Below are 13,874 nucleotides of genomic sequence, written 5' to 3'. Positions count from 1 at the left end.
AGATAACATACCATGAATAAAACAAGATATACAATAGTAGGCCTTCTTTTCGCTCTTTGCTCGCTCTTTTACTTGACGAGTTGCGATCGCATGTTAGACATTGATCCTAAAGAGAACGTCGATTCCGATCAGCTTTACAAATCCGTGCGATACTTTGAGTATGGAGTGGTTGGGGTTTACAATAGCTTGCATTTAGAATACTCTACCTTATTGGGGGCTGTGATGGCTGATGAGTGTAAATTGAGCAGTGAGAATGTGGGTGTAGATGGTTATGCCATTCAACTCAACCGTTGGACCTATAGTTCAGATGACGAACTACTGCACGAAACGTGGAAGGATTATTACCATACTTTATACAAAATCAATACGCTTTTGGAGAATAGCTATAAGGTTCCACAAGAAGCTGCAGAAGAAAAAGAAGCGATGACGGTTTTAGAAGGAGAATTAAAAGGCTTACGCGCCATGATTCACTTCGAATTACACCGCATCTTTGGGGATTCTGATGCAAAAGCAGGACAAGCATTGACAATTCCTTATGTGACTAGTACGGATTTGTTCCAAAAACCCGGTAAAACACCGCTTCCTGATTTTTACAACTTGATTTGGAAAGACCTTCAAGCGGCAGAAGATCAATTGGACAATTCAAACGCACCCACTCGATTTTCTTTGGATTCTACTCATGCCTTAGCTGCTCGTGTAGCCCTATATCAAAAGAATTACAGCAAAGCCATTGCTTATGCATCTAAAGTGATCAACAACTATGCACTCGCTACGATGGATCAGTACACTGCGCTATGGAAACAAAATCAAAATGCGGAAGTTGTATTTAAACTAGCGCGAAACAACGACGATGAACTACGTCCGAATACATTGTGGTACAATTTTAATACAGGGAAGAGTTTGTTTTATGCTTCTGCTAAATTAAATCGTTTATATGAGGAAGGGGATATTCGTTTGTCGCTGTTCTTTGGAGAAGAACAAGCCAATCAAATTGCCAAATACTCGGATGAAGGACACGAAAACAGAATCAGTGATTTACCAGTATTTCGCGTGGCAGAAATGTATTTGATTCGCGCAGAAGCTTATGTAAAAACAGGAGCTTCCACACAAGCGATAAAGGATCTAAATGCCTTAGTAGAAGCGAGAACGGGAGAAGAAGTAACCTCAACCAACATCAGTGAAACAACAATCTTAACAGAGCGCTTCAAAGAGCTCGCTTTTGAGGGACATCGTTACTTCGACTTAAAACGCTTGGGCCAAACACTGGAACGCAACTCGGAAGATCTAGCCGCAACTACGGATCTGCAACAACTGCTCTTCGGAAATCCATTATATCAATTACCGATTCCTCTAAAGGAAATACAGAGTAATCCGAATTTGTAAGGGGGTTGTTGTGAGGTTTGTGCTTTGTGAGGTTTGTGCTTTGTGAGAGTTGTATTTTGTAAGAATTGTTCTTTGTAGAGAATTTACAACTTCACAAAAATCAAACCTCACAACTTTACAAAGAGCAAACTTCACGATTTCACAAAAATCAAACTTAACAAAGTGCAAACCTCACAACTTAACAAAGAGCAAACCTCACAAAGTACACCTATCCTTCAAAGTCACCGCAATCGTGTACTTCAAATGTTTCTAACAAACTGCGTAAGGTATAAAAAGAAGCTTCTCTAAACACCGTTTCATCTATTTCCTCTCCTATGACTTTTAAACTGTATACAGGGTATTCTTCTACTTGTTCAAATACAAACGTATGGGCTTGTGTTTTGATGTTGATTTGCTTTCCTTTTTCCTCAACTGATTCAATGGTATACGAAACTTGACTGTGTAAATCGCACGCATTCATCAACGTAATCATTTCTCCGTCAATCAGAATATTTACGACATCACAAGCGTAGCAATTTCCACCAAACTCCAACCCGTATTTGGTCGTAACTTCTTTGGAAGAGGGTTCTAACAATTCCATGGGAACGAGTAGTTCACTGCTGATCTTCTTCAAAGCAGCTGTACTTTCAAAGGCTTTCGCCACTTCTTCTTTGGTTGTTGCTTGTTGTGCCGGGGCTTCTTGTTGTGTATTTTGTTTACATCCTAGCGCAAACATACATACAACGGCTAGTGTTATTAGTTTTTTCATCTGAGTCGGTTTACTACAAAGGTAGTATTTCTGAGGTAAAAGTCGATAAGGGTTGATGTGATTTGATGTTATTCATTTTTATGATTTAAATAAGCCTGAATCTCTTGAATATCTTCTTCTGCTAGTTTGTTTTGAAATGTTTTAAAATGAAACAGTCGTCCATATTCCGCTTGGTCTTTGTGTGTAGGATCAACGAGCAACCACTGCTGTAAAACTGCATGATCTGCGTTTCTTAATCCTGGGCCAATGCCATCCATATCCAACTTGTGACAGGCTAGACAATTTTGATAAAACAACGCTTTTCCTTGTTGTAATTCTTCTGGCAAATTGGGAACTCCACAAAATGCTTCCTTTGCAATAGCAATTGGTTTTCGCGCTGTTTTTCCCACATAAAAAAGCCAACCAAATAGTACGAAAGCCAATAGTAAGATTCCCGAAATGCCCCAAATAAAACGCGTAATATAGTTGCGATTAAAATCCATATTCTCTTTTAATTGACACTAAGATACGCATAATATCTTCTCGTTTATTCCTTGCGTTGTTTGGGAATTTGATAGGGATAGCGTTCATAAATAGCATTGGCTTCATTAATCGAAAACCCTTGTTCATTGTAGGTAAAAAACAGATCCGAAGTTGCTTTTATTTTTTCTTCGGATTCTTTCATTTTCCATTGGCATAGGCCTTTATAGTAATAAGCGTCCGAAAATTCTTTGTAGTTGACCACTGCTTGATCAAAATAAGCGATGGCTTCGGCAAAGCGTTCTTGTTCGTAGTATATGATTCCCAAATAAAAGAGTTCGAGGTGATGCACCTCAGGAAACACTTCTTTTTGTTTGGCTACGGCTCGTTTGAAATAAGCCTCGGCTTTGTCGAATTCGTTGAGTTGTAAATAGGACAATCCGATGTAAAAGGTATAGGTGTGATCCATTTCATAGCGATCGCCCCAATTGGCAATACAGGTTTCGAAATCGGCAATAGCCTCACGGTAGGTTTTGGAGAATACACACTTGATAAAAGCGCGATACCCCAAATAACGCTCTGCATCATACAACACGGCTTTGTCGATATACTCCATTCCCACTTCGTATTTTCTAGCTTTAAAATAGGGCATAGCCTTTTGCTGCCACAAATAGGCAATTGTAGAGTCTTGTGCTAATCCTTCATCTAAGGCGTCCTGCCATTCTTTTAATTGAAAGGTGTAATTATAGTGATGGGCTTTATTGGTCGCATAGGTTTCGATAATGCGGTCTTGCTTGGCTTTTTGTTCTGGGGTGAGTGGAGCTGCCAACAGGGTTTGTGCTTGGGGCTGTTGACAACTGATTAACAATAAAATCAGTAGACTAAAAGGGAGGTGTTTCATTTCAATTCGTTTCGATTAAATATAGGGAATATTTGGGTGGGGGGTGAAATAAAAAAGACCGAAGTGAAGTCTTTCTTCAATCGGTCTTTTATGTTTTTATTTCAGTGGAATTAGTATATCATCTAAAAACAATCTTAATCATCATGATGTTTTATATCTCCTGATGTTATATAATCATACAACTCCTTCATAACGGGTTGTTCTAATTGAAATTTAAAATGAACTACGGGTAATTCTGAATCTGCCATGTAGCTTTGTTGTACTGAATCATTTATTATGGATACATCTCCCATGTAATAAAAGTCTGTTCCTTCAGCATCTTCTTTTTTTACAAATAATAATATCCTCTTTGATTCAAGTACATTTTTTATTTCTGGACTATTTAATTTTCTATTAGATCTTGATTCCCATGCAAAAATTGTTGGGCTTACAAAGTGATCATTATATTTGATTGTTTCTTCGATATCATCTGATTTGTGATATGTTACAAAACAGGGCGTAATTTCATTTACGGTCCTATAGCCATATACTGTACTACTGATATCTGTTGGCCAATTTAACAATCGACAAACATCTTTACGGCTATATTTATTATATAATATTAAACCATCTCTAAAATTTGTCTGCGTATAAGATCTTTTGAAGAATTCTATTGAACACATTATCGAATCAATAAAAAAACTTTTAAATACCTCATTTTCTAATATTTCACTAAAATTTGAATGAAATCGGATACTATCTTGATCTAGAGTTATTATATTTTTCGGTTTATTAAAAAAATAAAAATTAATATTTCTCACACACGATTCTATTGTTGCATCAGTCGGTATGTAATTAAACTCCGCATAAATCTGTTCTTTAAGAAAAGAACGTTTTATTTCTTTTTTCTCTAATAGCAACTTCAATAAATAACTTTCTTCTACTCTTTTTCCATTATTTATTTCTCTCGTAAATAAAGCTAACAATTCTGCATTAGTATTATCCAGCTCATGTTCAACAGTGTCATCAACACGAACAACAAAATTGTAATATGATTTTGAATACACAACAAATTGAAATGGATCTCTAGACTCATGCTCTAAAAAATCAACCATCATAGGTATTCTTCCTAATCTAAATTTTAGTAATTGATAGTCTTTTTTTAAGTCAGCTAACGTTGAAAGATTAGCTGTAGCAATTGAATCATAAATTCTTTCTTTCGTAATCTCATCAAAATTAATAGTAGATGCTCCTGGTAAATGTTTACTTCCTTCTGAAATTAATCTTCGTAAAGTATCTTTGTTATATGAAGTATCACCATAAAGAGCAATTGGTATTAAATAATTATTCTCATAGTTTCCTATAAAATCAACTATAGTTAAAAATTCTTTATTTACAGCCTTTCTTAACCCTCGTCCTAATTGTTGTACGAAAACAATGGCAGACTCAGTAGGTCTTATCATTAGAATTTGATTTATCTTAGGTATATCTATTCCTTCATTAAAAATATCTACAGTAAAAATGTAATCTAATTTCTCTTCATTATTATCAGATTCTAGTCTAGCAATTGCTTCTGTTCGCTCAGATTCAGTGCTTTTTCCAGATAAGGCAACAGTTTTAAATCCATTTTCATTGAATTTTGAAGATAAAAAAGCGGATTCAATATTATTAGAACAAAAAACTAATCCTCTAATAATACCATTATCACTTCCAAAGCGTTTAGCATTAAATATAATTTTGTTTACTCTATCACTATCAGACAACAAATTAAAATCTCTCGCATTCTCTCTACGTTCACTATCTACCAGTAAATCAGAAATTCCATAATAATGGAAATCACTCAACATTTTCTCTTGCATAGCAGTATGCAATCTTATCTCATATGCAATCTTATGATCGAAAAGACTAAAAATATCAAAACCATCTGTACGTTCAGGTGTAGCCGTCATTCCCAACAAAAATTTAGGATTGAAATAATCTACTAATCTCAAATAAGAATTACCTCCTACACGATGAGATTCATCAATGATAATATAATCAAAATGAGTTTTATCAAACTTCAACAAATTTTCTTCCTTCGATATGGTTTGAATTGTTGAAAAAATAAAATCTGCCTGCAAATCACGTTGGTCTCCCGAGAAAAGACCATAAGTTTTTTTATCCCCTAATAAAGTTCGAAATGTATCAAGTGCATCGTTAGCAATATTTAAACGATGTACCACAAACAACATTTTTTTTGGATTAAAGTTTTTTACATCAAATGCAGATAAAAATGTTTTACCAGTTCCTGTTGCAGAAATTATTAAACCTTTCTTCTGATTAGCTAATCTTAGTTTCTTTAAATTTTCTAAAGCAACTTGCTGCATCTTATTTGGCTCAATGATTAAGTCACTTTTTAATTCGGGTACACTTAAAGGTCTTTGATCTCTTTGTTTCTGATATAATTTCTCGTAAAAAGCAATAAATTTATCATTAACTATGATAGCTTCTCTAAAATCATGGTGAAATTCATTCAATACATCATTGACAATACCACTATCATTTAGACCTGATACTTTAAGATTCCATTCTTTATTTACAGTTAATGCATTTGCCGTTAAATTACTGCTACCTATTATGATTGTATGGTGCGCATCCTTTTTAAAAATATAGCCTTTTGTATGTGTATTATTTTTTGTTGAAATTTTAAGCTCTATATTCTTAAAAGCTTTCAACTTTTTCAACGCTTCAGGTTGAGTAAAATTTAAATATTGAGATACTAAAACTTTTCCTTTTATATTCCTTTTTTCTAAGGCAATAAGTGTGTTAAACAATACTGCGATACCACTAGTTGTTACAAACGCAACTGAAATAAAGAATTCCTTACAAGTATCTAGCTCTTGTAATATTGTCGACAATACTTTTTCTTTAGGTACTTCTTTATTTGTTACAAGCTTAGGGATATTAGTTGAATTGGAAACAATACTTTTATCTAAAAACCCTTGATGAACACCATTAATAAAATCATTGTGTAGATTTTCATTCATCTTGCATCATTTTATGTACGATAGGTAAATCTGCTGCAGCCCAATCTAATTCTAAAAAATTCTCTTTTTTTAACCATACATGAGAAATATGTTCATTTAAGGTAATTTCCTTATTAGGCATTGGGCATAAAAAACTATGCATCGTCAATTCAAAATCTGGGTATTGATGAACTACAGTGAGATAAAGATCATTAATTTCCGGTTTTATATTTAATTCTTCTTGTAATTCTCTTTGTAAAGCTTCTTTATATGTCTCCCCTGCTTCAATTTTCCCTCCAGGAAATTCAAATTTTTTTGAAATATACTCTAACTTACTTTCTGCTCTTTGCGCGCAAAGCACTTCATCATTATGCATCAATATAGCTGCAACAACCTCTACTTTTTTCATAGTATTTAACTTAACTTTTTTGTCAGCATAATTCAAAAAACTATATTTTGAATTATGTTCCCGAGAAATATTTGAACTTTTTTCAAACATTCATTTGAATTCTATAACTCAAATTTAGGCATATTTAGTTAACAAACCACAGTATCTATTATATCAATCGAATAAAACATTGAATTATCCATTTTTTCAAGACTGTTTTATCCCCCAACACCTCCCCAACACCAAGTTAACCCTGTGTCTCTATTGCGAAAAACAAGACAAATGCTTTGTTGGCATTCAACTAGCTGAACGTCAAAAAGGAGAGATTGAGTTCCCTGTTTTATTTTTACCCAAGGTTCAACGCCTCCACTTTTGGACGATTTGGGAGTCTTCTCAAGAAAAGAGAAATAGCTCGAGTCAGTATCACCAGTTTATAAAAGAAGACTAGTTGACCGCTGATGACTTGATGGAGCGCTTGGATATAGTCCAACTACTCCATACAAAAAAAGCACAGCTAAGAAGAATAATCCAAAGACTATGTTTCCTTGTAGCATAAAGCGCTTCTTGCGTAGTATAGGTGCTCCATCCAGCTTCTCGGTCTTGAAAGATACCGAAATCAATCCAAAACCAAAGTAAACCAACAACAAGTAGATGGACCACAAGCTGCAACAGCCAAGGTTGAATCCGTAAAACAAGGAATAGCACCAATACATAACCTACACTGACAATCAGCGAGGCAAAAAAAGCATCTGTATAAAAATCAAAGGATAAACTACTGGAAGGCTGATCTTTAAATGGGTACATCGCTAGAGATGCCTGAACAAAAGACAGAGCCACAAACAACAGTTCATACAATAAGACACGTTGCCAAAAAGTAATTTGTTTGGAAGGTGCTACACTCACGGGATAATGGTATTTATTCTCAGGGCAAGATACTACTAAAAATTGCTTTTTTGTGTTTTTGCTTTTTTGCTTTTTTGTGATTCTCGAGTAAAGAAGAAGAATACTTATTAAAGAAAAAACATCCCTTCTTTTAAAGCACTAACTTTCTATCAAGACAATTCCTTTTTGACCTAATACCCAATACTGAGTGTCAAAAAAGCAGAAAGCAGCGTAAAAGGAAAAGGTGTTTGAGCGAAGCGAGTTCTTTTCCTTTAGCTGATGAAGCTTATTTTGACCGGTATTGGGTATCCGTCTTGATTTTTTGTTTCTTTTGTATCAAGACAAAAGAAAGTAGGAGTTGAAGAAAAATTCCCTTTTAAAAAAAGGGAGGGGTGATTTTGCTTTTTTGTGTTTTCGTGTTTTTGTGTTTTTGTGTTTTTGTGATTCTCTAGTAAAGAAGAAGAATACTTCTTAAAGAAAAAACATTCCCTTCTTTTAAAGCACTAACTTTCTATCAAGACAATTCCTTTTTGACCTAATACCCAATACTGAGTGTCAAAAAAGCAGAAAGCAGCGTAAAAGGAAAAGGTGTTTGAGCGAAGCGAGTTCTTTTCCTTTAGCTGATGAAGCTTATTTTGACCGGTATTGGGTATCCGTCTTGATTTTTTGTTTCTTTTGTATCAAGACAAAAGAAAGTAGGAGTTGAAGAAAAATTCCCTTTTAAAAAAAAGGGGGTGTGTTTTTGCTTTTTTGTGTTTTCGTTTTTTTGTGATTCTTGAGTAAAGAAGAAGAATACTTCTTAAAGAAAAAGCATCTTCTTATTTTTTCAAATTCATTTTCATTTGATAATGAAATCTTCTTTAATCCGAAAATTCACTAACCTAACAGATTAACCAATTAATCAGTTCGTCATTCTAGTCCGTATGTCACCCTGAAGCAACGAAGGGTCGCATCCCGCGCTCGCACTATACGGTTATCGGCTAACAGGAGATCGCTCTTATTTCTCTCTCCTATTTTATATTTATCTCACAGGGTTTATATGGGTTTTGGTATTCGATGAATCTATCTCTCCTAAAAAAATTACTTCGTTTTACTAGGCACATGACCATGTGCCCCTACGTTACGATTTCTTCTTTCCATATCTCAATGCCAAACTCGCTCTAACCAACAAAATCAATACAGGTACCTCAACCAATGGACCGATTACGCCCACAAAAGCTTGAGGAGAGTGAATTCCAAATACAGCAATGGCTACAGCAATCGCTAGTTCAAAGTTATTACCAGTTGCTGTAAACGCAATAGCTGCATTCTTATCATAGGGAACTCCCATGGATTTATTGAGGAAAAAACTAATAAAAAACATCAATACAAAATAGATAACTAAAGGAATTGCCACTTGAACTACCTGTCCTGGAAGTTGAATGATTTGTTCTCCTTTGAGACTAAACATAAACACAATGGTAAATAGCAATGCATAAAGGGTAAAAGGAGAAATAAAGGGAATAAATTTATGGTTATACCAGGTTTCTCCTTTGTATTGTACTACATATTTTCGACTTAAAAAACCAGCCAAAAAAGGAATTCCCAAGTAGATCGCCACACTTTGAAGAACGTCTGTCATCGCAATGGAAACATCAAAGGCGGCAAATCCGAAGTACGGCGGTAATACATTGATAAACAACCATACAAATACGCTGTAAAAAAGGATTTGAAAAATACTATTCAAGGCGATGAGTAGCGCAGCATATTCTCGATTTCCCTTAGCGAGATCATTCCATACGATTACCATCGCAATACAACGCGCCAATCCAATGAGAATTACCCCCACCATTAAATCGGGCTGATGGCCTAAAAAGAGCAACGCTAAGACAAACATAAGTATAGGTCCAACAACCCAGTTTAACACTAAAGAAAGACTCAATACTTTTTTGTCTTGAAAGGCTTTAGGCAATAAGGCATAATCTACCTTGGCCAAAGGCGGATACATCATAATAATCAATCCTATCGCCAAGGGAATATTCGTCGTTCCTATACTTAATTTATTTAGTGTGACTGGCAATTGAGGAAAGAAATTCCCCAAAGCTACGCCCATACCCATGGCTAAGAATATCCACAGGGTAAGGTAGCGATCTAAAAATTTCATTTTTGTTTTCATCTTTTATTCTTTACTTGGGAAAACACATAAAACATTTCTTGAGCAATAGACAAACTAGCTTCTCTATAAGCGCGTTCTTCTTCAGGTTGACCATCAAATATCTTAGGATCAGTATAAGCTATCGCTACTCGATGACTCGCTCCTGATATAAAAGGACAATCCCCATCTGCTTGTGAACAAGTCATAACGGCAATGAACTCACTCGCGGGATTAAATACGTGGTTGTATTTTTTCGAAAAACCAATCAGAGGAGCACTCCTACTATCGTACTTTAAACTATAGATTGGATTATCGTTTACAGCTAATAGACTCACATCCATGCCTTGTTTTTGTAAAATCAGGGCCACTTGAGGTGCCAGAGCTGTTTCTTCTGTTCCGCCAGAATAGCAATCGACTGTTACACATCCATAATAATGAGCAGCAACTTGTGCCCATACTTGAGCCAAATGACTACGTCGTGAATTATGCGTACAAATGAACACTATGTTAGCACTTCCCTTTGTGTTCAATTGATCAATAAGGGAATCTACAAGAGGAATAAGTACTTCTTTGCGTTCCTCACTCAAAGTAGTTTGGTACAGCAAAGAAGTAATTGTCTGTTGTAAAACTGGATACATATTAACAACAACCCGAATTAGGATCACAACAAGAGCTTGCTGTTTGTGGTAAATCTGCTGGCTTAATCCCACAAGCATCTTCTGCCAAACAAGCCGTTATCGTATTCACCAAGATAAAATGGGTCCCATTAAAAGCTAAATTATACTTGCCAATGGTCGTTTTTCCTTGGAATTCCACCTCTACCTCACCCTCTTCAATACCTAGTTTATTTTCAGATAATCGAATAATATTCAATAATTTTCCTGCTTTTAATCGGTGTTCAAAATCGTTGGCATTCCACAGCTGGAAACTCACTTTTTTCTCGGTGCGAATCACACCCCCACAGTCGATGTACTTTTTATCTACTTGTCCCACTTCTGTTACGTGGAAATGTTCGGGAACAAAGCTCCCATCTTCCAATTGAAAATCTACTTTTTCCAATCCGGCTAATACTTGTTTTACTTCTGATAGTTTCATATTTTTTGTTTTTATATTACATCGTAATATTACGATACGTTACGCTAAAAAAATGCCTTAACAGCATTTGTCAATATGCGTGGATTGACCGAAGAAAGCGGCAAATTCCGTTGCAAATTCATTCCAAACCTCCTCGTCAATACAGTAGCAAACGGATTTTCCTTCTACCGTACCCTGTAAGAGTCCGATGGTTTTTAATTCTTTTAAATGTTGAGAAATAGTCGCTTGTGCTAATCCGAGTTCATCTACTAAATCACTGCAAATACAAGCTTTTTGATTGATGATGTATTGCAAGATTGCCAAACGCGCGGGATGCCCCAATACTTTAAACATGACTGCTAAGCGGTTTTTCTTATCGCTAAATAGTTCTGATTTGGTGATTCCCATTTGTTTCTCTTTTTATATCATCGTAATATTACGATACAAAGATATTTATTTTTTTATAACACCCATCAAAAAACTTTATTTTCTTTCGGCAACAATATTTTTATATCTATTTATTCGGATTTTATACATCAAAAACTCTTTATATAGCATACAAAACGGTTAAAAAAACCTAAAAATTCGTACATTAGACAAAAAATTATAAACTATGGGAATTTTTATTGGAATTGGAGTTATTGTCTTACTTGTTCTATGGTTCATCTCAATGAACAACAAATTAGTGGCTTTAAAAAACAACAGAGAGAACGCTTTTGCGGATATTGACGTACAATTAAAACAGCGTCATGACTTGATTCCTCAATTAGTTTCATCTGTAAAAGGTTATATGGAACACGAGGCGAATACGTTAGAAAAACTAACACAAGCCCGTACAGCGGCCATGCAAGCAGCTGACATCAACACCAAGATTCAAGCGGAACAACAACTGTCTTCTGCTCTTGCAGGATTACGTGTAGCAGTAGAGGCTTATCCTGATTTGAAAGCGAATACGAACTTCTTGCAATTGCAAAATGAAATTTCAGATGTTGAAAATAAATTAGCAGCTGTTCGCCGTTACTTCAATTCAGCTACGAAAGAATTAAATACAGCAATTGAATCAATTCCTTCAAACATTGTAGCGGGAATGAAAAATATGACGACTCAACCTTTCTTTGAGTTAGGTGTTGAACAAAGAGCACAACTTGACGTAGCTCCAGAGATTAAATTTTAATGGCATACGTTGGTTTACATACACAAATAAGACGAAATAACACCAAATCAATTCTACTTTTATTCGCTTTTCCCTTATTAATTCTATTGGGGATTGTCTTTATTTTGGGCTATTTAGCTAGTTGGAATTGGGAAATGGCCTATGATCCCATTTTGCAAGTAACGCCAATTGTTTTTGTAGTTGTTGGGATTTGGTTTGTTATTTCATACTTTTTTCACAATCAAATGATTCAACGGGCGACCCATGCAAAACCGTTGGAACGCAAGGACAATATGCGGGTGTATAACCTAACCGAAAACTTGTGTATGTCGGTTGGTATGCCGATGCCCAAACTTTTCATTATTGAAACAGAGGCCTTAAATGCCTTTGCTTCGGGAATCAATCAAAAGTCGCATTCAGTTACCTTAACCCGGGGAATCATCGACAAACTCGACGATAAAGAATTGGAAGGGGTTATTGCACATGAATTGATGCATATCCGAAACAACGATGTGCGTTTGCTTATTGTCACGATTGTATTTGTGGGAATCTTGGGTGTTATTCTCAATTTATTAATCCGCGGATTATTCAACGGTTTGGGAAGAAGACGAGGAGGAAAAGACAATGGAGGGGCTATCATTATCCTTATTTTAGTGGTCACTCTCGTGATCTACTTTTTCTCTATGGTTTTTAAATTTGCCCTATCGAGAAGTCGAGAATACATGGCCGATGCTGGTGCAGTTAGCATGACCAAAGACTCACATGCCCTGGCTAGTGCCCTGCGTAAAATCAGTGGTAATTCCAAATTAGACACGACCAATAACGAAGTAAGAGAACTCTTTATTGACAACAGTGATGAGTCTAAAAGCAAGGGATTCTTGGGGGATATTAGTTCTATTTTCAGTACGCACCCTCCGATCGAAAAACGCATCGAATTTTTGGAAAAGATGTAACTTCATTAGGCTTTATACAAGAAATAAAAAACAATAAAAAGATAAAAATCTGCTGGAATAAAAACCAAGCAGATTTTTTTTATACCTTCGCAAAGTATTTGACTACTCAAACATATTTCAAATGATAAACGATTCTTTACAATTGCTATTCAACCTGACCAAAACCCAATCCATCCTTCAACGAAAATTTGATCGCTTGAGTATTCACGGCTTGAGTTATACCGATTTTATGCTACTCCATTTACTCGCCTCTGATGCAGAAAGTAAAATGAGGAGAATTGACCTGGCTAGTCGCATTGGACTTACTCCTTCGGGAGTGACGCGCTTACTGAGTCCGTTGGAAAAAAATGGCTTAGTGGGTAGAGAGAGCAATGCACGAGACGCTCGTGTTAGTTATGTCGTGCTAACGGAGACTGGACAACGCATTTACCTTGAAGCGAAAGTAACTGCAGAGGCGGTTGCCTTGGAATTACTTCCCAAAGTAAAATCCAATCAACTGCAAGCGGTGATGGACTTGTTTAAACAAATTGAAAGGGAATAATCGGTTATCGGTTATGAGGAATCGGCAGATTTTCTAAGATAAAAGGTTCCTTCCTTTAATCGAAGATTCGCAAAAACAACAAACAACGAACAACAAACAACGAACAACGAACAACAAACAACGAACAACAAACAACGAACAACAAACAACGAACAACAAACAACGAACAACAAACAACGAACAACAAACAACGAACAACAAACAACGAACAACAAACAACGAACAACAAACAACGAACAACAAACAACGAACAACAAACAACGAACAACAAACA

General features: G+C 35.7%; 14 protein-coding genes. 4 read left to right on the top strand and 10 right to left on the bottom strand.

Annotated elements, in window-relative coordinates; all coding sequences use genetic code 11:
• Positions 1 to 12 precede the first annotated feature (12 nt).
• Positions 13 to 1,383 (top strand): RagB/SusD family nutrient uptake outer membrane protein, encoded by a 1,371-nt coding sequence (locus tag HX004_RS11180; protein ID WP_286442589.1) that lies wholly within the window; start codon positions 13 to 15, stop codon positions 1,381 to 1,383.
• A 208-nt stretch (positions 1,384 to 1,591) separates the two neighbouring features.
• Here HX004_RS11180 and HX004_RS11175 read toward each other — a convergent pair whose 3' ends face one another.
• The 10 genes from HX004_RS11175 to HX004_RS11130 form a co-directional block, all read right to left on the bottom strand.
• On the bottom strand, positions 1,592 to 2,131 hold the full coding sequence (locus HX004_RS11175; protein WP_286442588.1) for a hypothetical protein: 540 nt from the start codon (positions 2,129 to 2,131) through the stop codon (positions 1,592 to 1,594).
• Positions 2,132 to 2,199: 68 nt separating this feature from the next.
• Positions 2,200 to 2,613: a c-type cytochrome gene (locus tag HX004_RS11170; protein ID WP_286442587.1), complete on the bottom strand. Its 414-nt coding sequence runs from the start codon at positions 2,611 to 2,613 to the stop codon at positions 2,200 to 2,202.
• Between the two features lie 44 nt (positions 2,614 to 2,657).
• Positions 2,658 to 3,491 carry a tetratricopeptide repeat protein gene (locus tag HX004_RS11165; RefSeq protein WP_286442586.1) on the bottom strand — a complete coding sequence of 278 codons (834 nt, stop codon included), beginning with the start codon at positions 3,489 to 3,491 and terminating at the stop codon, positions 2,658 to 2,660.
• Positions 3,492 to 3,625: 134 nt separating this feature from the next.
• Positions 3,626 to 6,496, bottom strand: coding sequence for a DEAD/DEAH box helicase (locus tag HX004_RS11160; RefSeq protein WP_286442585.1), 2,871 nt, complete (start codon positions 6,494 to 6,496; stop codon positions 3,626 to 3,628).
• Positions 6,489 to 6,974, bottom strand: coding sequence for a (deoxy)nucleoside triphosphate pyrophosphohydrolase (locus HX004_RS11155; protein WP_286442584.1), 486 nt, complete (start codon positions 6,972 to 6,974; stop codon positions 6,489 to 6,491). The genes HX004_RS11160 and HX004_RS11155 overlap by 8 nt, the downstream gene beginning before the upstream one ends.
• Positions 6,975 to 7,307: 333 nt before the next feature.
• The gene (locus HX004_RS11150) at positions 7,308 to 7,766 is read right to left on the bottom strand and encodes a hypothetical protein (protein WP_286442583.1); all 459 of its coding nucleotides are present in this window, start codon (positions 7,764 to 7,766) and stop codon (positions 7,308 to 7,310) included.
• 1,099 nt (positions 7,767 to 8,865) lie between these two features.
• Positions 8,866 to 9,900, bottom strand: coding sequence for an ACR3 family arsenite efflux transporter (arsB, locus tag HX004_RS11145; RefSeq protein ID WP_286442582.1), 1,035 nt, complete (start codon positions 9,898 to 9,900; stop codon positions 8,866 to 8,868).
• Entirely contained in the window at positions 9,897 to 10,517 is a 621-nt protein-coding gene (locus tag HX004_RS11140; RefSeq protein ID WP_286442580.1) for an arsenate reductase/protein-tyrosine-phosphatase family protein, read from the bottom strand. Before HX004_RS11140 ends, arsB begins: the two co-directional genes overlap by 4 nt.
• A gap of 1 nt (position 10,518) precedes the next feature.
• On the bottom strand, positions 10,519 to 10,974 hold the full coding sequence (locus HX004_RS11135; protein WP_286442578.1) for a DUF6428 family protein: 456 nt from the start codon (positions 10,972 to 10,974) through the stop codon (positions 10,519 to 10,521).
• A 57-nt stretch (positions 10,975 to 11,031) separates the two neighbouring features.
• Entirely contained in the window at positions 11,032 to 11,361 is a 330-nt protein-coding gene (locus tag HX004_RS11130) for an ArsR/SmtB family transcription factor (RefSeq protein ID WP_286442577.1), read from the bottom strand.
• Between the two features lie 205 nt (positions 11,362 to 11,566).
• On the opposite strand from HX004_RS11130, the gene HX004_RS11125 reads away from it, so the two are divergent.
• From HX004_RS11125 to HX004_RS11115, 3 genes are all read left to right on the top strand, one after another.
• A complete protein-coding gene (locus HX004_RS11125; RefSeq protein WP_286442575.1) occupies positions 11,567 to 12,127 on the top strand; it encodes a LemA family protein in 561 nt (186 codons plus the stop codon).
• Positions 12,127 to 13,059, top strand: coding sequence for a M48 family metallopeptidase (locus tag HX004_RS11120; RefSeq protein ID WP_286442572.1), 933 nt, complete (start codon positions 12,127 to 12,129; stop codon positions 13,057 to 13,059). The genes HX004_RS11125 and HX004_RS11120 overlap by 1 nt, the downstream gene beginning before the upstream one ends.
• Positions 13,060 to 13,180: 121 nt before the next feature.
• Positions 13,181 to 13,600 carry a MarR family winged helix-turn-helix transcriptional regulator gene (locus HX004_RS11115; RefSeq protein WP_286442571.1) on the top strand — a complete coding sequence of 140 codons (420 nt, stop codon included), beginning with the start codon at positions 13,181 to 13,183 and terminating at the stop codon, positions 13,598 to 13,600.
• Positions 13,601 to 13,874: the final 274 nt, after the last annotated feature.

The organism is Myroides sp. 1354 (assembly GCF_030324495.1).
Lineage (GTDB): Bacteria > Bacteroidota > Bacteroidia > Flavobacteriales > Flavobacteriaceae > Flavobacterium.
The sequence above is the reverse complement of the archived record's forward strand: the minus strand, read 5'-3'. Positions and strand labels throughout refer to the sequence as shown.

Bases quoted from the DNA above. Each gene is read 5' to 3' on its own strand.
- HX004_RS11180 (WP_286442589.1), top strand. From the start codon at position 13: ATGAATAAAACAAGATATACAATAGTAGGCCTTCTTTTCGCTCTTTGC.
- HX004_RS11135 (WP_286442578.1), bottom strand. From the start codon at position 10,974: ATGAAACTATCAGAAGTAAAACAAGTATTAGCCGGATTGGAAAAAGTA.
- HX004_RS11155 (WP_286442584.1), bottom strand. From the start codon at position 6,974: ATGTTTGAAAAAAGTTCAAATATTTCTCGGGAACATAATTCAAAATAT.
- arsB (WP_286442582.1), bottom strand. From the start codon at position 9,900: ATGAAAACAAAAATGAAATTTTTAGATCGCTACCTTACCCTGTGGATA.
- HX004_RS11125 (WP_286442575.1), top strand. From the start codon at position 11,567: ATGGGAATTTTTATTGGAATTGGAGTTATTGTCTTACTTGTTCTATGG.
- HX004_RS11175 (WP_286442588.1), bottom strand. From the start codon at position 2,131: ATGAAAAAACTAATAACACTAGCCGTTGTATGTATGTTTGCGCTAGGA.
- HX004_RS11170 (WP_286442587.1), bottom strand. From the start codon at position 2,613: ATGGATTTTAATCGCAACTATATTACGCGTTTTATTTGGGGCATTTCG.
- HX004_RS11165 (WP_286442586.1), bottom strand. From the start codon at position 3,491: ATGAAACACCTCCCTTTTAGTCTACTGATTTTATTGTTAATCAGTTGT.
- HX004_RS11130 (WP_286442577.1), bottom strand. From the start codon at position 11,361: ATGGGAATCACCAAATCAGAACTATTTAGCGATAAGAAAAACCGCTTA.
- HX004_RS11160 (WP_286442585.1), bottom strand. From the start codon at position 6,496: ATGAATGAAAATCTACACAATGATTTTATTAATGGTGTTCATCAAGGG.
- HX004_RS11140 (WP_286442580.1), bottom strand. From the start codon at position 10,517: ATGTATCCAGTTTTACAACAGACAATTACTTCTTTGCTGTACCAAACT.
- HX004_RS11115 (WP_286442571.1), top strand. From the start codon at position 13,181: ATGATAAACGATTCTTTACAATTGCTATTCAACCTGACCAAAACCCAA.
- HX004_RS11120 (WP_286442572.1), top strand. From the start codon at position 12,127: ATGGCATACGTTGGTTTACATACACAAATAAGACGAAATAACACCAAA.